This window comes from Ottowia beijingensis, assembly GCF_042680925.1.
In the GTDB taxonomy this organism is placed as follows: domain Bacteria; phylum Pseudomonadota; class Gammaproteobacteria; order Burkholderiales; family Burkholderiaceae_C; genus Ottowia; species Ottowia beijingensis.
This window is the reverse complement of the sequence record NZ_JBHUEP010000007.1, coordinates 716,809-736,869: the sequence shown is the minus strand read 5'-3', so window position 1 is coordinate 736,869 and position 20,061 is coordinate 716,809. Positions and strand designations below refer to the sequence as shown.

11 protein-coding genes are annotated in these 20,061 nt (G+C 68.4%); 6 read left to right on the top strand and 5 right to left on the bottom strand.

The window, feature by feature from the left end:
- The first annotated feature begins 133 nt into the window (after positions 1-133).
- The 4 genes from ACFSCU_RS12815 (at position 134) to ACFSCU_RS12800 (ending at position 6,444) form a co-directional block, all read left to right on the top strand.
- On the top strand, positions 134-2,134 hold the full coding sequence (locus ACFSCU_RS12815; RefSeq protein ID WP_377560888.1) for a peptidase U32 family protein: 2,001 nt from the start codon (positions 134-136) through the stop codon (positions 2,132-2,134).
- A gap of 67 nt (positions 2,135-2,201) precedes the next feature.
- Positions 2,202-2,642: a universal stress protein gene (locus ACFSCU_RS12810; RefSeq protein ID WP_257645886.1), complete on the top strand. Its 441-nt coding sequence runs from the start codon at positions 2,202-2,204 to the stop codon at positions 2,640-2,642.
- A gap of 101 nt (positions 2,643-2,743) precedes the next feature.
- Entirely contained in the window at positions 2,744-5,461 is a 2,718-nt protein-coding gene (locus ACFSCU_RS12805; protein ID WP_377560885.1) for a cation-translocating P-type ATPase, read from the top strand.
- Positions 5,458-6,444 (top strand): calcium/sodium antiporter, encoded by a 987-nt coding sequence (locus ACFSCU_RS12800; RefSeq protein ID WP_180551483.1) that lies wholly within the window; start codon positions 5,458-5,460, stop codon positions 6,442-6,444. Before ACFSCU_RS12805 ends, ACFSCU_RS12800 begins: the two co-directional genes overlap by 4 nt.
- Positions 6,445-6,497: 53 nt before the next feature.
- On the opposite strand, the gene ACFSCU_RS12795 is transcribed toward ACFSCU_RS12800, so the two are convergent.
- The 3 genes from ACFSCU_RS12795 to purL form a co-directional block, all read right to left on the bottom strand.
- The gene (locus ACFSCU_RS12795; RefSeq protein WP_180551482.1) at positions 6,498-6,887 is read right to left on the bottom strand and encodes an IPTL-CTERM sorting domain-containing protein; all 390 of its coding nucleotides are present in this window, start codon (positions 6,885-6,887) and stop codon (positions 6,498-6,500) included.
- A 21-nt stretch (positions 6,888-6,908) separates the two neighbouring features.
- Complete coding sequence (locus tag ACFSCU_RS12790) at positions 6,909-7,154, bottom strand: hypothetical protein (RefSeq protein WP_377560882.1); 246 nt, start codon at positions 7,152-7,154, stop codon at positions 6,909-6,911.
- A 69-nt stretch (positions 7,155-7,223) separates the two neighbouring features.
- Positions 7,224-11,489, bottom strand: a complete 4,266-nt coding sequence (gene purL / locus ACFSCU_RS12785) for a phosphoribosylformylglycinamidine synthase (protein ID WP_377560880.1) — start codon at positions 11,487-11,489, stop codon at positions 7,224-7,226.
- A gap of 180 nt (positions 11,490-11,669) precedes the next feature.
- On the opposite strand from purL, the gene map reads away from it, so the two are divergent.
- Entirely contained in the window at positions 11,670-12,491 is an 822-nt protein-coding gene (map, locus tag ACFSCU_RS12780) for a type I methionyl aminopeptidase (RefSeq protein WP_180551479.1), read from the top strand.
- A gap of 10 nt (positions 12,492-12,501) precedes the next feature.
- Positions 12,502-15,147: a [protein-PII] uridylyltransferase gene (locus ACFSCU_RS12775; RefSeq protein ID WP_377560878.1), complete on the top strand. Its 2,646-nt coding sequence runs from the start codon at positions 12,502-12,504 to the stop codon at positions 15,145-15,147.
- 29 nt (positions 15,148-15,176) lie between these two features.
- Here the strand turns inward: ACFSCU_RS12775 and ACFSCU_RS12770 are convergent, their stop codons facing one another.
- Positions 15,177-15,524 (bottom strand): cupin domain-containing protein, encoded by a 348-nt coding sequence (locus tag ACFSCU_RS12770; protein ID WP_180551478.1) that lies wholly within the window; start codon positions 15,522-15,524, stop codon positions 15,177-15,179.
- A 194-nt stretch (positions 15,525-15,718) separates the two neighbouring features.
- Positions 15,719-20,011, bottom strand: coding sequence for an ATP-dependent RNA helicase HrpA (gene hrpA / locus ACFSCU_RS12765; protein ID WP_377560876.1), 4,293 nt, complete (start codon positions 20,009-20,011; stop codon positions 15,719-15,721).
- Between the last annotated feature and the right edge of the window lie 50 nt (positions 20,012-20,061).

The window sequence follows — 20,061 nt, the reverse complement described above, 5'->3', positions numbered from 1 at the left end:
ACCGGGAGCGCGGACGCCGCCATCGCGGGCAAGCCCGCTCCCACAGAGCACCGGGCCAGATTGCTATTTATTAAATAGCAGCCCGCGCTTGCCATACAAGCGCCCAAGCCCGATTTGACCGATAATCGGCACCATGCCCCTGCCCCACCAGCTTGAACTGCTCAGCCCCGCGCGCGACGCCGACATCGGCATCGAGGCCGTCAACCACGGTGCCGATGCCGTCTACATCGGCGGCCCCGGCTTCGGCGCGCGCGCCAGCGCGGGCAACGCGCTGGCCGACATCGAGCGCCTGTGCCGCCACGCGCACCGCTTCGACGCGCGCATCTTCGTCACGCTCAACACCATCCTGCGCGACGACGAGCTGGAGCCCGCGCGCCAACTGGCCTGGCAGCTGTACGAAGCCGGCGCCGACGCGCTGATCATCCAGGACATGGGGCTGCTGCAACTCGACCTGCCCCCCATCCAGTTGCACGCCAGCACGCAGACCGACATCCGCACGCCCGAGAAGGCGCGTTTTCTGCAGGACGCGGGCCTGTCGCAGATCGTGCTGGCGCGCGAACTGGATCTGCAAGAGATCGCCGCCATCCGTGACGCATTGGGCGCCGCCACCGACCCGGCGCGCTGCACGCTCGAATTCTTCATCCACGGCGCGCTGTGCGTGGCCTACAGCGGCCAGTGCTACATCAGCCATGCGCACACCGGCCGCAGCGCCAACCGCGGCGACTGCTCGCAGGCCTGCCGCCTGCCGTATCAGGTGCTGGACGCGCAAGGCCGCTTCGTGGCGCACGACGCGCACGTGCTGAGCATGAAGGACAACAACCAGTCCTTCAACTTAAGGCCGTTGATCGACGCCGGCGTGCGCAGCTTCAAGATCGAGGGCCGCTACAAGGACATGGGCTACGTGAAGAACATCACCGCCCATTACCGCCGGCTGTTCGACGAGATCCTGGACGAGCGACCGGAACTGACGCGCGCATCTTCGGGCCGCTGCACCTTCACCTTCACACCCGACCCGAACCAGAACTTCAACCGCGAGTTCACCGACTACTTCGTCAATGGCAGGAAGGACGACATCGGCGCCTTCGACACGCCCAAGAACCCGGGCCAGCCCATCGGCTTCGTCACCCGCGTGGGCAGCGACCTCTTCGAGCTGATGGCCGACGATGCAGCGCTGCAGCTGTCGAACGGCGACGGCCTGTGCTACTGGGACGCGCAGAAGGAACTGGTCGGCGCGCAGAGCAACCGCGTGGAAGACCTGGGTGATGGCGCTTGGCGCGTGTTCCCCAAAGACCCGATGGCGCAACTGCACGACCTGCGCCAGGGCACGGTGATCAACCGCAACCGCAGCATGGACTGGGCGCGCACGCTGGAAAAGAAGTCCGCCGACCGGCGCATCGGCGTGTGGCTGAAGCTGTCGGAAACCGCCGATGGCCTGCAGCTGTGCGTCACCGATGAAGATGGAAATGCGGCCTCGGCGCAGACCCAGCTTGCGCACGCCGCTCCCAAAGATGAAGCAAACAACGACGCCAAGCTGCGCGAATCGCTCGCCAAGCTGGGCGAAACCATCTTCACGCCCATCGACATCGTGCTCGATGTGCCCCGCCCCTGGTTCGTGCCCGCCAGCGTGGCCAACGCGCTGCGGCGCGATGCCATCGCCGCGCTCGAAGCCGCCCGCGCGGCCGCCTGGCAGCGCCTGCCGCGTGCCGAGCCGGTGCAGCCGCCCGCGCCCTACCCCGAGGATTCGCTCACGTACCTCGCCAACGTCTTCAACCACGCCGCGCGCGACTTCTATGCGCAGCACGGCGTGAAGGTGATCGACGCCGCCTACGAAAGCCACGAGGAAGAAGGCGAAGTCAGCCTGATGATCACCAAGCACTGCGTGCGTTTCTCTTTAAGCCTGTGCCCCAAGCAGGCCAAGGGCGTGATCGGCGTGAAGGGCACGGTGAAGGCCGAGCCGCTGCAGCTGGTGAACGGCAAGGAAAAACTCACCCTGCGCTTCGACTGCAAGCCGTGCGAGATGCACGTGGTCGGCAAGATCAAGCGCGGCGTGATGCAGCAAGGCGCACGCGAGGCGGCCGAGCATGCGCTGCGCTTCTACCGCACCAGGCCGGCGCCCGCGGCATTTTCCGACTGAAAACGGGCTTTGGCGCCGTATATACTGCGCAACCAGCTATTGTTTCCATAGTAAACGGATCGATTTGATGAAAATCCTGCTCCCCGTCGACGGTACCGACCTGTCCCTGCACGAAACCCGCTTTGCGTTGCAACTGGTGCGCGAAGGCCTGAAGGCCAGCTTCGTGCTGGTGAACGTGCAGGAGCAGGCCACGTTCTACGAGATCGTCACCGCGCAGGATCCGGCGCTGATCGAGAACGCCGCCTACGAGGCCGGTGAAGACCTGATCGCGCCCTCGGCCCGCCTGCTGACCGAGGCCGGCGTCCCCTTCGAGACCGCCGTGGCCAGCGGCGAGCCGGTGAATTCGCTGCTGGAACTGATCGAGCTGCACCACTGCGACATGGTGCTGATGGGCTCGCGCGCGCTGGGTCCCTGGCGCCGGCTGATCGAGGGCGCGTCGACCTCGCGCAAGCTGATCGACGAGTCGCCCGTGCCGGTGCTGCTGGTGAAGCCGCCGCAGGACCGCTGACGCGCGGCGCTGGCCCGCACAGGGCCGGCGGCACCTTGGGCTAGGTCAGACAGCCTGTCATGGGCGCTCTGCACAATGGGCCTTCACCCGCATGAACACCGATGGCTGAAGCGACTGAACCATCCGCCCCCCCTCCCCCATCCGATTGGCACCTGCGCACCGGCACCCAGGTGCTGCAGGCGCAGCGCACCGACCCCGCCAGCGGGCTGACCCCCGAAGAAGCCGCGCGCCGGCTGACCGCGCACGGCGCCAACGAACTGGCCACGCAGCAGGCGCGCCCCTGGCCGGCGCTGCTGCTCGATCAGTTCAAGGATTTCATGATCGGCGTGCTGCTGGCGGCAGCCGTGGTGTCGGGCGTGCTGGGCGAATGGGTCGACACGCTGGTCATCGTCGTCATCCTGGTGCTCAACGCGGTGATCGGCTTCACCCAGGCGCGCCGCGCCGACCAGGCGATTGCCGCGCTGCGCCAGCTGGCGGCGGCCCAGGCGCAGGTGCTGCGGGGCGGCCAGCCGCAACCTGTGCCGGCCAGCAAGCTGGTGCCCGGCGACATCGTGCTGCTGGAGGCGGGCAACCAGATACCGGCCGACCTGCGCCTGCTGGAGGCGGCGCAGCTCAAGGTCGATGAATCTACGCTGACGGGCGAATCGGTCACCATCGAGAAGCGCACCGAGGCCTTGGTTGGCGACAACCTGGCGCTGGGTGATCGCGTCAACCTCGGCTTCAAGGGCACCACGGTGACCAACGGCCGCGCGCGCGGCGTGGTGGTGGCCACCGGCATGGGCACCGAGCTGGGCAAGGTGGCCGGCCTGCTGAACGACGCCATGGACCGCAGCACGCCGCTGCAGCTGCGGCTGGCGCGCTTCTCGAAGCAGCTGTCGCTGATCGTGCTGCTGATCTGCGTCGGCCTGTTCGCCTTCGGCCTGCTGCGCGGCGAGCCGTGGCTGCTGATGCTGCTCACCGCCATCAGCCTGGCCGTGGCGGCGATTCCCGAGGCGTTGCCGGCCGTCGTCACCGTGCTGCTGGCCGTGGGCGCCAAGCGCATGGCGGATTTCAACGCGCTGATCCGCCGCCTGCCGGCGGTGGAGACGCTCGGCTCCGTCAGCGTGATCTGCTCCGACAAGACCGGCACGTTGACGCAGAACCGCATGCACGCCGAGCTGGTGTTGGCCGCCGGCCAGCCCTGGCACCCGGCCAAGGTCGAGGCCGAGCAGACCGCGCCCAGCCCGCACCACCTGCAGCTGCTGCGCGCCGCCGCGCTGTGCAACGACGCCTGCCCCAGCGGCGATTGCGACGACAAGGGCCACATCGTCTGGCAAGGCGACCCGACCGAGACCGCGCTGACGGCCGTGGCCGCGCAGGCCGACCTGCTGAAGCCCGAGCTGGAAGAAGAAACGCCCCGCGTGCGCGAGCTCCCGTTCGACTCGGACCGCAAGCGCATGACCACCTTTCACCGCGACGGTGCGGTGTTCGAGGCCTTCACCAAGGGCGCCCCCGAAAGCGTGCTGCCGCGCTGCAGCGCACACTGGTCGCCCGAGGGGCGGCGGCCGCTCGACCAGGCCGCCGTGCTGGCCGAGGCCGAGCGCCTGGCCGCGCAGGGCCTGCGCGTGATGGCCTTCGCCAGCCGCGCCTGGCCGCAGCTGCCGGCCGAGCCGGACGTGGAGGCCATCGAAAGCGAACTGGCGCTGATCGGCCTGATCGGCCTGATCGACCCGCCGCGCGAGGAAGCCGCCGCCGCGGTGCGCGATTGCATCAGCGCCGGCATCCGCCCGGTGATGATCACCGGCGACCACCCGGCCACGGCGCTGGCCATCGCCCAGCGGCTGGGCATCGTGGCCAATGACGCCGCCAATGTCATCACCGGCGCCGAACTGACCGAGCTGGACGACGCGGCGCTGAAGGCCCGCGTGCTCGATGTGCGCGTCTATGCCCGGGTCGATCCGGCGCAGAAGATCCGCATCGTGCAGGCGCTGCAGTCGCACGGCCAGTTCGTCGCCATGACGGGCGACGGCGTGAACGACGCCCCGGCGCTGAAGGCGGCCGACATCGGCGTGGCCATGGGCAAGGGCGGCACCGACGTGGCGCGCGAGGCCTCGGCGCTGGTGCTGCTGGACGACAACTTCGCCACCATCGTCGGCGCGGTGCGCGAGGGCCGGCGCATCTACGACAACATTCGCAAGTTCGTGCGCTACGCCATGACGGGCAACTCGGCCGAGGTGCTGACGCTGTCGGCGGCGCCGCTGTTCGGCCTGCCGATGCCGCTGCTGCCGATCCACATCCTGTGGGTCAACCTGGTGACCGACGGCCTGCCCGGCCTGGCGCTGGCCGCCGAACCAGCCGAGCGCGGCATCATGCGGCGCCCGCCGCGCCCGCCGCAGGAAAGCCTGTTCGCGCAGGGCCTGGGCTGGAGCATCGTGCGGATCGGGCTGCTGCTGGCGGCGCTGTGCCTGGGCGTGCAGCACTGGGCCATCCAGAGTGGCGACACGCACTGGCAGACCATGGTGTTCACCGTGCTGACGCTGGCCCAGATGGCGCTGGTGCTGGCCATCCGGTCGGAGAACGATTCGCTCTTCACCATCGGCCTGTTCAGCAACAAGCCGCTGCTGGGCGCCGTGCTGCTGACGTTCGCGCTGCAGATGTCCACCATCTACGTGCCCTGGCTCAACCCGATCTTCAAGACCCAGCCGCTGCCGGCCTGGGAGCTGGGCCTGTGCATCGCGCTGGCTGCGCTGGTGTTCGTCGCCGTCGAGCTGGAAAAGGCCTGGCGGCGCCACCGCGCGAGCGCCGCGGCGCCCAGCGCGCCGAAGGCAAGCGCTGCATGACGGCGCTGCACCCGGCGCTGGTGTTACTGGGCGGTCTGGCGGTGGTGGTGCTGGGCGCCGAGCTGCTGCTGAAAAGCGCCACGCGCATTGCCCATATGCTGCGCATCAGCCCCATCGTCATCGGGCTCACGGTGGTGGCCATCGGCACCAGCCTGCCCGAGCTGGCGGTGGGCATCACCGCCGCCGCCGAGGGCAAGGGCGCGCTGGCGGTGGGCAACGTGGCCGGCGCCAACATCATGGTGCTGCTGCTAGTGTTGGGCCTGTCGGCGGCCATCCAGCCGCTGCCGATCCAGCCCTACAGCCTGCGGCTGGAGGTGCCGGCCATGATCGGCGCCGCACTGGCGCTGATCATCATGTCGATCGACGGCGTGCTGACGCGCACCGAGGGCGCGTTGCTGGTGCTGGCCGCCGTGTTCTACACCGCGCTCATCGTGCAGTCGAGCCGGCGCGACCGGCGCCTGGTGGCCGACGAGTTTCTGGAGGAATACGCCGAGCCGCTGCCGCCGCTGGCCGAGCGCCGGCAGCAGTTCATCCGGCAGGGCCTGCTGCTGGCGGTGTCGATCACGCTCACCATCTACGGTGCCGAACTGCTGGTGGACGGTGCCTCGGCGCTGGCGGCGCGCTTCGGCGTGTCGGACGCGGTGATCGGCCTGACCATCGTCGCGCTCGGCACCTCGTCGCCCGAGCTGGTCACCACCGTGGTGGCCACGCTGCGCGGCGAACGCGACGTGGCCATCGGCAACCTGCTGGGCAGCGCCGTCTACAACATCCTGGCCATCCTGGGCACGGTGATGCTGGTGTCGCCGCGCGCCATCGACGTGAGCCGCGAGCTGCTGTTCATCGACCTGCCGGTGGCCGCCGCTGTGGCCATGGTGTGCCTGCCGGTGTTCCGCAGCGGCCACATGATCACGCGCACCGAGGGCCTGGGCTTCGTGGCGGCGTACTTCAGCTACATGGCGCTGCTGCTGCTGACGCGTGTTTGAGTCTCAACGGCTGTGGTATCCGCCGTTGGTCCACGCTTCCGGCAGGATTAGAGTCACTCATCAGCTTTGCTGCGGTTTCTCCGCCTCACGACAGCGGCCGCGCCGGCCAGCGCCACGGAAAGCGTCAGCAAGGCCCATGGGTTGTCAACCGGCACAGGTTGTACCGCGGCAGCGCCCACAGCAGGCCGCGTGACGCTCAAGGCGATCAGGCCGCGTCGGCAGTTAGCGTTGACACCGGTCAACGTCAAGCTCGTGGCGCCGCTTACCGTGAAGCTGGAGCTTTTGGGGCCATTGGCGGGCGTGTTGCTCGTGCCGTGCCTGACGGTCTGCGCCGTCTCGTCCCAGATATGAACCGGGTCCAGCGACTCCACGACAACCGTTTGGCCGCCGCCGAAGCGAACGCCCTCGCTGGGGCAATTCAGCCCCGCCAGCGAGAAACGCACATCCACCGCCTCCCCGAAGGTTCACGTCTGGGTTTGGTTCTGGTTAAAGGTGTAGTGGTGGTACCGGTGTACGCCGTCAACGATGCTCTCCCAGAAGCCTGGGCCGCTGACGCTCCATGTCACGCCGTTGGCCAGCGTGCCCCCTGTTGGGCTGGCCCCGATGGTCGTGAAGTCGATGCTGGCGGACGACTGCGCCTGTGAGGTGACTGCACCCGCCAGCAAGGCGGCCAGGAATACGAGGCGCAACCGGCTTGACACTTTCAGCATGGCTTTGCTTCTCCCTTGAATCAAGTTTGTTACAAGTGCTGTTAACCATAGCACGTGACTCACCCTGGCCTACCCCACCCAACGCCGCGCGTTGCGCCAGATCTGCATCCACGGGCTGAAGGCGCTCTTGTCGAGTGGCGTCCAGCTCATCTGGATGTTGCGGAACACGCGCTCGGGGTGCGGCATCAGGGCGGTGAAGCGGCCATCGGCCGTGGTCACCGCGGTCAGGCCGCCGGGGCTGCCGTTGGGGTTGTACGGGTACGCCTCGGTGGCGGTGCCCGTGTTGTCGACGTAGCGCATGGCCGGGATCACCCTGGCTGCATCACCGCGGTAGGTGAAGTTGGCATAGCCCTCGCCATGCGCCACCGCGATCGGCAGGCGGCTGCCGGCCATGCCGGTGAAGAAGATGCTGGGCGAATCCAGCACCTCGACCAGCGAGAAGCGCGCCTCGAAGCGCTCGCTCTGGTTGGTGGTGAAGCGCGGCCAGTCTTGAGCGCCGGGGATGATGTCGGCCAGCTCGGCGAACATCTGGCAGCCGTTGCAGGTGCCCAGGGCGAAGGTGTCGCCGCGTGCAAAGAAGGCCTTGAACTGGTCGGCGATCTGCGTGTTGAACATGATCGAGCGCGCCCAGCCGATGCCCGCGCCCAGCGTGTCGCCGTAGCTGAAGCCGCCGCAGGCCACGGCGCCCTGGAAGTCGGCCAGATTGGCACGGCCGGTCTGCAGGTCGGTCATGTGCACGTCGAAGGGCTCGAAGCCCGCTTCGTGGAAGGCGTAGGCCATTTCGACGTGCGAGTTGACGCCCTGCTCGCGCAGGATGGCGACCTTGGGGCGGGCGAGAAGGATGCCCGCGCCTTGCGGCGCGCCCTCACCCCTGCCCTCTCCCGCAGGCGGGAGAGGGAGTTCGGTCTTGCTCCCTCGCCCCTCTGGGGAGAGGGTGGGGGTGAGGGGCGCGGCTGGCCCAGAGGTGGCGGCGCGGCCCCCATCCCTGCCTTCCCCCAGCGGGCGAAGGCGTTCGTCCGCGGCGGGATCGAAAGTCAGGTGCACGTGCAAGCCCTGATCGGCCGGATCACCCGCCGCCGCGTGCTCGGCGTCGGCGCAGGCCGGGTTGTCGCGCTCGCGGGCGATCTTCCAGCTCACGCTGTCCCACACCTGCTGCAGGTCGTGCAGGCTGGCGCTGAAGATTTCCTTGGTGTCGCGCCAGATGCTCAGTTCGCCCTTCCCTTTGTCGATAGAGGAACCGGCAGGGCGCGTCTTGCCGATGGTGTGGCTCCATTGGCTCAGGCCGTGCGCGCGCAGCACCTGCATCACCGCGTCGCGCTCGGCGGTGCGCACCTGCAGCACCACGCCCAGCTCTTCACTGAACAGCGATTTCAGCGTCAGCTCCTCGCGTCGCGCGCTGACCTGGCTAGCCCAGTTCTTGGCGTCGCCGTACTCGGCGCGGCTGTCGCTGATGCCGTCGCCTTCGGTCACCAGCATGTCCACGTTCAGCGCCACGCCGACGCGGCCGGCAAAGGCCATCTCGGCGGCTGCGGCCAGCAGGCCGCCGTCGCTGCGGTCGTGGTAGGCAAGGATCTTGCCTTCGGCGCGCAGCTGGTTGACGGCCGCCACCAGCGCCTTCAGGTCTTCCGCGCTGTCCAGATCGGGCACGCCGTCTTTCACCGGGCAGCCCGACTGGCCCAGCGCCTGAGCCAACACGCTGCCGGCCAGGCGGTGCCGACCCTTGCCCAGATCGACCAGCACCAGCGTCGTGTCCTGCTCGCGGTCGAGTTGCGGCGTCAGCGTGCCGCGCACGTCGGCCAGCGATGCGAAGGCGCTGACGATCAGGCTGACGGGCGAAGTCACCTTCTTCGTGGCGCCGGCGTCCTGCCACTGCGTGCGCATCGACAGGCTGTCCTTGCCGACCGGGATCGCCACATCGAGCGCCGGGCACAGTTCCATGCCCACGGCCTTGACGGTGGCGTACAGCGCCGCGTCCTCACCCGGTTCGCCGCAGGCGGCCATCCAGTTGGCGGAAAGTTTCACGCGCGGCAGCTCGATGGGCGCCGCCAGCAGGTTGGTGATGGCCTCGGCCACCGCCATGCGGCCGGATGCGGGCGCATCCAGCGCGGCCAGCGGCGTGCGCTCGCCCATGCTCATGGCCTCGCCGGCAAAGCCCTTGAAATCGGCCAGCGTCACCGCGCAATCGGCCACCGGCACCTGCCAGGGGCCGACCATCTGGTCGCGGTGCGTCAGGCCGCCCACGGTGCGGTCGCCGATGGTGATGAGGAAGCGCTTGCTGGCGACGGTGGGGTGGCTCAGCACCTGGATCACGGCGTCCTGCAGGGTCAGGCCGTCCAGATTCAGCGGTGTGAACTGGCGCTGCACGGTCGTCACGTCGCGGTGCATCTTGGGCGGCTTGCCCAGCAGCACGTCCATGGGCATGTCCACGGCCGCATCACCCTCACCCCGGCCCTCTCCCGCCAGCGGGAGAGGGGGTGATTCCAGCGCGGCGCTCGATCCCTGACTGTTGCTCCCTCGCCCCTCTGGGGAGAGGGCTGGGGTGAGGGGCAGCGGCGCATTATCGACCACCAGTTGCCGCTCCTCGGTGGCGACACCCACCACCGCGAACGGGCAGCGCTCGCGCGCGCACAGCGCCTCGAACAGCTGCAGCGATGCGGGCGCGATCGCCATCACGTAGCGTTCCTGGCTCTCGTTGCTCCAGATTTCCTTGGGCGCCAGGCCACTTTCTTCGAGCGGGACGGCGCGCAAGTCGAAGCGCGCGCCGCGGCCGGCGTCGTGGGTCAGTTCAGGGAAGGCGTTCGACAGCCCGCCCGCGCCCACGTCGTGGATCGCCAGGATGGGGTTGGCCTCGCCCATCGCCTGGCACTGCGTGATGACCTCCTGCGCGCGGCGCTGGATCTCGGGGTTGCCGCGCTGCACCGAATCGAAGTCCAGGTGCGCCGCGTTGGTGCCGCTGGCCAGCGATGACGCCGCGCCGCCGCCCATGCCGATGCGCATGCCCGGCCCGCCGAGCTGGATCAGCAGGCTGCCGGCCGGGAATTCGATCTTGCTCGTCAGCCGCGCGTCGATGCTGCCCACACCGCCGGCGATCATGATGGGCTTGTGATAGCCGCGCTGCACACCGCCGGCTTCCAGCTCGTATTCGCGGAAATAACCGGCCAGGTTGGGGCGGCCAAACTCGTTGTTGAACGCCGCGCCGCCCAGCGGCCCCTCGGTCATGATCTGCAGCGGGCTGGCCATGTGCTCGGGCTTGCCGATGGGCGAATCCCACAGCTTGCTCACCGTGAAGCCCGTCAGCCCCGCCTTGGGCCGCGCGCCGCGCCCGGTGGCGCCCTCGTCACGGATCTCTCCGCCCGCGCCGGTGCTGGCGCCGGGGAAGGGACTGATCGCGGTGGGGTGGTTGTGCGTCTCCACCTTCATCAGCACGTGGCGCGTGGCGCTTTCTTTTTCATAGCTGCCAGCGCTTGTCCCGCCTGCGCTGGAGGCCGATTTTGCTTCAAACACCTCGACATCGTGCCCCTCCATCACCGCCGCGTTGTCGCTGTAGGCGATCACGGTGTGTTGCGGGCTGGTGGCATGCGTGTGGCGGATCATGCCGAACAGGCTCTTGTCCTGCGCCACGCCGTCGATGGTGAACTGGGCGTTGAAGATCTTGTGCCGGCAGTGCTCGCTATTGGCCTGCGCGAACATCATCAGTTCGACATCGGTGGGGTTGCGGCCCAGTTTGGTGAAGGCATCCAGCAGGTAGTCGATTTCGTCGGTAGCCAGCGCCAGGCCCCATTCGGTGTTGGCTTTTTCCAGCGCCGCACGGCCGCCCCCCAGCACGTCGACGTGCGCGAGCGGCTCCGGTGTCAGCTCGGTGAACAGCGCCCTCGCCTCCTCGCGGCTGGACAGCACGCTCTCCGTCATGCGGTCGTGCAGCAATGCGGCGATGGCGGTCAAGTCATCTTTTGATAGCTGGTGGCGCCCGACCAGCTTTCGTTTGAGGCCGATTTGGTATTCAACGATGCGTTCCACCCGGTGCAGCGCGATGCCGCAGTTGCGCGCAATGTCGGTGGCCTTCGACGCCCAGGGCGACACCGTGCCCAGGCGCGGGGCGACGATGATGACTTCGCCTTCCGCGCCTTCGGCGGCCGGGTCGCCATAGGTCAGCAATGCGGCCAGCCGCTCCAGATCAGCCGCCGGCGGCGCGGTGTCGAAACCGGCCAGATGCACGTAGCGCGCACTGACGCTGTCCACCGCCGGGTTCACGGCCTGCAGGCGCGGCAGAAGCTGGCGGATGCGGAAGTCGCTGAGGGCGTTGCCGCCGTCGAAGAAGTGGATGTGCTGGGTCACGTCGAAGGGCCTGAAAAAGGCGCGGGAAAAGGCGGATCGGGGTCGTGCAGCCCACCGCTGACTGGGGCAGGCTGCGAAGCCCTCAATTCTATCCGGCGCACCGGCGCCAGCCGGCCCGCCGCGGCCCCCGGAAGGCCTGCAGACCGCACGCCCAAAGACCCGATGGGATAATTTGCGCCCATGAGCATCACCATCAAGGACGAAGCCGGCATCGCGGGCATGCGCGAGGCCTGCCGCATCGCCTCGCAAGTGCTGGACGACATCACGCCGCACATCCAGCCCGGCATCACCACGCTGGAAATCGACCGGCTCAGCGCCGAATCGATGGCCAAATACGGCACGCGCTCGGCCACCGTGGGCTACCAGCCGCCAGGCTACCCGCCCTACCCCGGCCATGTGTGTACCTCGGTCAACCAGGTGGTGTGCCACGGCATCCCGGCCGACAAGCCGCTGAAGAAGGGCGACATCGTCAACGTCGACGTGACGGTGGTCACCGCCGATGGCTGGTACGGCGACAACAGCCGCATGTTCGAGATCGGCGAATGCTCCATCGCCGCCCGGCGCCTGTGCGCGCTGACCTACGAATCGATGTGGCTGGGCATCGAGCAGGTGCGCCCCGGCGCGCGGCTGGGCGACATCGGCCATGCGATCCAGAAGTTCATCGAAGGCCATGGGCTGTCGGTGGTGCGCGAGTTCTGCGGCCACGGCATCGGGCAGAAGTTCCACGAAGACCCGCAGGTGCTGCACTACGGCAAGCCCGGCACGGGCGAAGAGCTGGTGCCGGGCATGACCTTCACCATCGAGCCGATGATCAACATCGGCCGGCGCGACATCAAGGAAATGCCCGACGGCTGGACCATCGTGACCAAGGACCGCAGCCTGTCGGCGCAGTGGGAGCACACGGTGCTGGTCACGCCCACCGGCTACGAGGTGCTGACGCTGTCTGCCGGCAGCCCGGCGATCCCTGAGTTCGTCAAGGGCATGGCGCGCGCCGCCGCCTGAGGCCGCTGTCATGAGTGCCGAAGCGGCCGCAGCCCCCCTGCAGGTGCCCGCCGTGTGCGTGGCGCACCGCCAGGCCAAGCAGGCCCTGCTGGACGAGTTGCGCAGCGGCAGCGCCGGCACGCGCGGCATCCGCCGCGCGCTGGCGCACCTGGCCGAGCTGACCGACGAGGCGCTGCGCACGCTGTGGAAGGACAACGGGTTCGATCCGCGCTCGGCCCTGGTCGCCGTGGGCGGCTACGGCCGCGGCGAGCTGTTTCCGCATTCCGACGTCGACGTGTTGCTGCTGCTGCCCGCCGACAGCCAGGCGGCGCACGACCCCGCGCTGCGCCGGCGCATCGAATCCTTCATCAGCCAGTGCTGGGACACGGGGCTGGAGATCGGCTCCAGCGTGCGCACGGTGGATGAATGCCTGACCATGGCCGCGGCCGACCTGACGGTGCAGACCGCGCTGCTTGAGGCGCGCCTGGTGGTGGGCAACCGCAAGCTGTTCAAGGAGTTCCAGCAGCGCTTCATGGCCGCGCTCGATCCGCTGGATTTCTTCGTCGCCAAGCGGCTGGAGCAACGCCAGCGCCACCTGAAGTACGAGGACACGCCCTACGCGCTCGAGCCCAACTGCAAGGAATCGCCCGGCGGGCTGCGCGACCTGCAGGTCATTCTGTGGACGGCGCGCGCGGCCGGCATCGGCCGCCACTGGAAGGATCTGCACCGTGCCGGCCTGGTGACGGCGCGCGAGCTGCGCCAGCTGCGCCACAACGAGGCGCTGCTGTCGGTGGTGCGCGCGCGCCTGCACCTGATCGCCGGCCGGCGCGAGGACCGGCTGGTGTTCGACCTGCAGAACGCTGTGGCCGAATCCTTCGGCTTTCAGCACCAGCGTGCCGACGACGGCCGCGTGATGCTGCGCGCCAGCGAAGTGCTGATGCGCCGCTACTACTGGGCGGCCAAGGCCGTCACGCAGCTCAACCAGATCCTGCTGCAGAACATCGAGGAGCACCTGCGCGCCGCGCAGGGCGAGCCGGCGCCCAAGCAGCGCCCGATCAACGAGCGCTTCGTCGACCGCGACGGCCTGCTGGAAGTGGTGCACGACGAGCTGTTCGAGCAGCAGCCGCGGGCCATTCTCGAAGCCTTTCTGCTGTATGCGCAGACGCCGGGCCTGAAGGGCCTGTCGGCCCGCACGCTGCGCGCGCTGTACAACGCGCGGGCGGTGATGGACCGCCACTTCCGCAACGACCCGGTCAACAGACAGACTTTCCTGGCCATCCTGCAGCAGCCGCAGGGCATCACCCACGCCTTCCGGCTGATGAACCAGACCAGCGTGCTGGGGCGCTACCTGTGGGTGTTCCGCCGCATCGTGGGCCAGATGCAGCACGACCTGTTCCACGTCTACACGGTGGACCAGCACATCCTGATGGTGCTGCGCAACATGCGACGCTTTTTCATGGCCGAGCACGCGCACGAATACCCGTTCTGCTCGCAACTGGCCGCCGGCTGGGACAAGCCCTGGCTGCTCTACATCGCGGCGCTGTTCCACGACATCGCGAAAGGCCGCGGCGGCGATCATTCCGAACTGGGTGCCCTGGAGGCGCGCCGCTTCTGTCAGCAGCACGGCATCGAACCGGCAGATGCGCGGCTGATCGAGTTTCTGGTGCGCGAGCACTTGATCATGACCAGCATCGCGCAGAAGGAGGACCTGAGCGACCCCGAGGTGATCCAGGCGTTCGCGCGGCGGGTCGGCAACGAGCGCAACCTGACCGCGCTGTACCTGCTCACCGTGGCCGACGTGCGCGGCACCAGCCCCAAGGTGTGGAACGCCTGGAAGGGCAAGCTGCTGGAAGATCTGTACAAGCTCACCGTGCGCGCCCTGGGCGGGCGGGCGCCCGATGCCGACGCGGTGATCGAGTCGCGCAAGCGCGAGGCGCTGGCGCAGCTGCAGCAGGCGACCCTGCCGCCCGACGCGCACCAGCGGCTGTGGGACACGCTCAACGTCAGCTACTTCATGCGCCACGACGCGGGCGAGATCGCCTGGCACACGCGCGAGCTGGCCGCGCGCGTGACGGACGGCATGACCCCGACACAGCGCCCGCTGGTGCGCGCGCGCCTGTCGCCCGTGGGCGAAGGGCTGCAGGTGATGGTGTACGCCAGCGACCGGGCCGATCTGTTCGCCCGCATCTGCGGCTACTTCGAACGCGCCGGCTTCTCGATCCTCGACGCCAAGATCCACACCACGCGCGACGGCTACGCGCTCGACACCTTCCAGATCGTCAACCCCATCGCCCCGGACGATTACGCCGAATACCAGGGCATGGTCGAGGCCGAGTTGCCCGCCGCCATCGACACCGAGGCCCCGCTGCCCACGCCGCGCCTGGGCCGCGTGTCGCGCCGGGTCAAGAGCTTTCCGATCGCCCCGCGCATCGACCTGCGACCGGACGAGAAGGCGCAGCACTGGCTGCTCACCGTCACCGCCAGCGACCGCGTCGGCCTGCTCTACAGCATCGCCCGCGTGCTGGCCGCGCACGGCATCGACCTGGAACTGGCCAAGATCACCACGCTGGGCGAGCGGGTGGAAGACATGTTCCTGCTGCAAGGCGCGCCGCTGCAGCACGCCAAGACGCAGCTGGCCATCGAGCACGAACTGCTGGAGGTGCTGGAGGCGCAGTGATGCGCCCGAAGCAGCGGCGGATCAAGGCCTCAGGCCTTGATCTCCTTGATCATCACCAGCAGCATCTTGAACTGGCCCTTGGGGTGCACGGCGTGCGGCACATTGGCGGGCATCAGCAGCGTCTGGCCTTCGCCCACGTCGTGGTGCTGGCCGCCCAGCATGATGTCGGCCTCGCCGTCCACGCCGACGATCAGCGCGTCATAGGGCGCGGCGTGCTCGCTCAGGCCTTCGCCGCCGTCGAAGGCGAACAGGGTCACGTTGCCGCCGGTGTTCTTCACCAGCATGCGGCTCACGATGGCCTGCTCCTGGTAGCTGAGCAGCGTTTTCAGGTTCTCGACCTTGGGAGCCTGGTCGCTCAGCTTGGTGTTGGTGCTCATGGGCATCTCCTCGTCGTTGATGGGCCGCCACCGGGCGCCAGTCGATTATGGCGACGCGTCATTCCCATTCCAGATCAAGGCTGCCATATCTCGTCATTCCGGCGCAAGCCGGAATCCAGACGGCGTGTGCGAGAAACATGGATCCCGGCCCTCGCCGGGATGACGGCGATGGACGCATTGAACTGGAAACGGAATCAGGCCTGCACCTGCGCCCAGACCTTTTCCAGCCGCTTGACGCTCACCGGCTGCGGCGTGCGCAGCTCCTGCGCGAAGAAGCTCACGCGCAGCTCCTCCAGAAGCCAGCGCAGCTCCTGCAGGCGCGTGTCGATGGCGCCCTTTCGCTCGGCCACCAGGCGCCAGAAGCGCTGGTCCTGGGCGCGCACCTCGGCCATGCGCTGGGTGTCGCGCGCGGGGTCGGCGCGCAGCTTGTCGAGCCGCAGGGTGATGGCTTTCAGGTAACGCGGAAAGTGCTGCAGCGCCGCCCAGGGTGTGGTGGCCAGGAAGTGCTTGGGCACCAGGCGTTGCAGCTGCTCGGCGGCGTCTTTCGTGGCCTCGGGCGCGTTTTTCGCGTCCTTGATCTTGCGCGCGGCGGCGGCGTATTCGGTCAGGATTACACCCGCCAGCCGCGCGATCTCGTTGGCGATTAGGGTCAGGCGCGCGCGCCCTTCGTCCACGCGGCGCTTGAAGTCGGCTTCGGTCGCGGGCAGCGGATCGACGAGGAAGGCGCGCTCCAGCGCCACGTCGATGATCTGCTGGCGCAGTTCCTCCGCCGTGCCGAGCGGCATGTAGGCCACGGCCATTTTTTGCAGATCGGGCACGTTCTTTTCGAGGTACTTCAGCGCGTCCCTGAGCTGCAAGGCGAACAGGCGGCGCAGGCCGGCGCGGTGCTTGGCCGCTGCCACTTCGGGTTCGTCGAACACCTCGATGGTCACGGCATCGCCGGCGTCGATCAGCGCTGGAAAGCCCACCAGCACCTGGCCCTTGCGGCGGATTTCCATCAACTCGGGCAGCTCGCCGAAGTCCCACGCGGTGTGGCGGGAGTCGGCGAGAGTGGGCGTGATTGCTTCTGATTTTGTAGCTGCTCGCGCTTGTCCCGTCTGGTCTGAAGGCCGATTTGGCTTGGATTCGGCGGCGTGGCCCTCACCCGGCCTTCTACCGGAGGGAGAGGGCAAAGACGACTTCAGCCCGGCCAGCGCCTGGAACGCACCGCGCGCCTCGCCGCCCAGTTCGGCCTTCAGCGCCGCCAGGTTGCGCCCCTGCCCGCGCTGACGGCCATGCTCGTCGACCACGCGGAAGTTCATGAACAGGTGCGCGGGCAGCATGTCGAGCTTGAAGTCGGTGCGCTTCACATCCAGGCTGGTCGCCTCGCGCACCAGCTTGAGCAGCGCGTCGGTCAGGCTGCCGATGCCGAACGCCTCCGGTGCGCCCAGGATATCGTTCAGCCGCGCCGCGCTCTCGGGCAGCGGCACGAAGCGGCTGCGCGGCTTCTGCGGCAGGCTTTTCAGCAGCGCCTGGATCTTGTCCTTCAACATGCCGGGCACCAGCCATTCGCAGCGCGCCTCGCTCACCTGGTTCAGCACGAACAGCGGCACGGTGACGGTGAGGCCGTCCTTGGCGTCGCCCGGCTGGTGCAGATAGGTGGCGGCGCAGTCCACTCCCCCTAAGCGAATCATCTTGGGGAAGGCGGCGGTGGTGATGCCCGCCGCCTCGTGGCGCATCAGCTCGTCGCGCGTCAGGTGCAGCAGCTTCGGGTTGGCCTGGCTGGCTTCGCGCCACCAGCGCTCGAAGTCGCGCCCGTTGCTGATGCCTTGCGGAATCTGGCTGTCGTAGAAGGCGACGATCAGCTCGTCATCGACCAGCACGTCCTGGCGGCGGCTCTTGTGCTCCAGCTCTTCCACCTTGGCGATGGTCCTGGCGTTGGCATTCAGGAACGGCAGGCGGCGCGCCCAGTCGTCGGGCCATTCGCCGTTCACCAGCGCCTCGCGGATGAAGATCTCGCGCGCGGCGTGCGGATCGACCTGGCCATAGCTCTTGCGCCGGCCGGAGTACACGACCAGCCCGTACAACGTGGCACGCTCGAAGGCGATCACGTCCTGCGCCTTCTTCTCCCAGTGCGGCTCCAGCAGCTGTTTCTTGAGCAGATGGCCGCCGACCTCTTCCAGCCATTGCGGCTCGATGGTGGCGATGCCGCGGCCGAACAGGCGCGTGGTCTCCACCAGTTCGGCGGCAACGATCCACCTGCCCGGCTTCTTGCTGAGGTGCGCGCCGGGATGGCGGTGGAACTTGATGCCGCGCGCGCCCAGGTATTCGCCCGCGCTGCCCTGCCCGCCCGCATCGTCGCTTTCGATCTTCTGCCCGACGTTGCCCAGCAGCCCGGCGAGCAGCGACTTGTGCAGCGCCTCGTAGCCCGCGGGCTGCGTGTTCTCGCGCCACTTGTGCTCGGCAACGACGGTGTGCAGCTGCGTGTGGATGTCGCGCCACTCGCGCACGCGGCGGATGTTGATGAAGTTCTGGCGCAGCAGGTTTTCCCACTGGCGGTTGCTGAGTTTGTGGGTGGGATGCTGGCCCTCACCCCCGCCCTCTCCCGCGCGCGGGAGAGGGAGTTTCTTGGTGCTGGTTGCATCGGTGACAGCGTGACGGCTGCTGCCCCCTCTCCCGCTGGCGGGAGAGGGCGGGGGTGAGGGCGATTCCCCCAACGCCCTGCGCGCCGCCTCCATCGCCAACGCCGCGCGCTGCGCCGCCGGCAGCGCCGCCAGGTTGGCGGGCCGCTTTGCCGCGCCCCGCCCTTCGGCGGCGGCCATCTCGCCGCGCGTCTTCACCACGTGGCCGCCCCGCGCATCGTGCAACCACTTCCACAGCCTCAGATAGCCGCTGAACTCGCTTTTCTCGTCGTCGAACTTCGCATGCGCCTGGTCCGCCTGCGCCTGTTGCTCCAGCGGCCGGTCGCGCACGTCCTGCACGCTCAGGGCGGCGGCGATGATGAGCACCTCGCGCAGCGCCCCGCGCTCGCGCCCTTCCAGAATCATGCGGCCCACGCGCGGGTCCAACGGCAGGCGCGACAGCTCCAGGCCCAGTTCGGTCAGTTCCTGCGCCTCATCCATCGCGCCCAGTTCCTGCAAGAGCTGGATGCCATCGGCAATCGCGCGGCCCGAGGGCGCATCGAGAAACGAAAAATCCTCCACCCGCCCACCCTCGCCGCCCAGGTGCAGGCTCTTCATGCGCAGGATCACGGCCGCCAGCGACGAGCGCAGGATTTCCGGGTCGGTAAAGCGCGGGCGGCTGGCAAAGTCCTTCTCGTCGTACAGCCGGATGCACACCCCGTCGCTCACGCGCCCGCAGCGGCCGGCGCGCTGGTTGGCGGCGGCCTGGCTCACCGGCTCGATCAGCAACTGCTCCACCTTGCTACGGTAGCTGTAGCGCTTGACGCGGGCCGTGCCGGGGTCGATGACGTACTTGATGCCCGGCACCGTGAGCGAGGTCTCGGCCACGTTGGTGGCAATGACGATGCGCGGCGCGCCGTGCGTGTCGAACACGCGGTCCTGCTCGGCCTGGCTGAGGCGCGCGAACAGCGGCAGCACCTCGGCGTTGCGCGTCAGCGGGCTGTGCGACAGGTGCTTGCGCAGATGCTCGGCAGCGTCGCGGATTTCGCGTTCGCCGGGCATGAAGACCAATATGTCCCCCGCTGGACTGCCCGTCCAGACTTCATCGACCGCTTCGGCAATCGCATCGTTCAAATCGTGGTCGCGGCTTTCCTCGAAGGGCCGATAGCGCTGCTCCACCGGATAGGTGCGCCCCGACACCAGCAGCACCGGCGCGGGCTGGTCCTTGGCATCGGCAAAGTGCTTGGCAAAACGATCCGCGTCGATGGTGGCCGAGGTGACGATCAGCTTCAGATCGGGCCGCTTCGGCAAGATCTGCTTCAGATACCCGAGCAGGAAGTCGATGTTCAGGCTGCGCTCGTGCGCCTCGTCGATGATGAGCGTGTCGTAGGCGCGCAGCAGCGGGTCGGTCTGCGTTTCGGCCAACAGGATGCCGTCGGTCATCAGCTTCACGCTGGCGCCGGGCGACAGCCGGTCGTTGAAGCGCACCTTGTAGCCCACCACCTCGCCCAGCGGCGTCTGCAGCTCGTCGGCAATGCGCTTGGCCACGCTGGTGGCGGCGATGCGGCGCGGCTGCGTGTGGCCGATCAGCTTGCCGCGCTGGCCGGCCGGTGCGTTGCAGCGCCCGCGGCCCATGGCCAGCGCGATCTTGGGCAACTGCGTGGTCTTGCCCGAACCCGTTTCGCCGCAGACGATGACGACCTGGTGCGCGCGCAGCGCGGCCTCGATCTCGGCGCGCCGGCTGCTCACGGGCAGCGACTCGGGGAAGTCGATCAGCTTGGGCTGGTTGGCCGCTGCAACTTCAGAACGGCCCGCGCGCTCAGGCAGCGGCTGGCGGGGCGGTGCGGGGGCGGAACGGCGGCTCGGGTCGGTCATGGGGTGCGGCATTATCCCCGCCGGCCCTGCGGTGCAGCGGGTGGCGGGACCTGCCCTACATG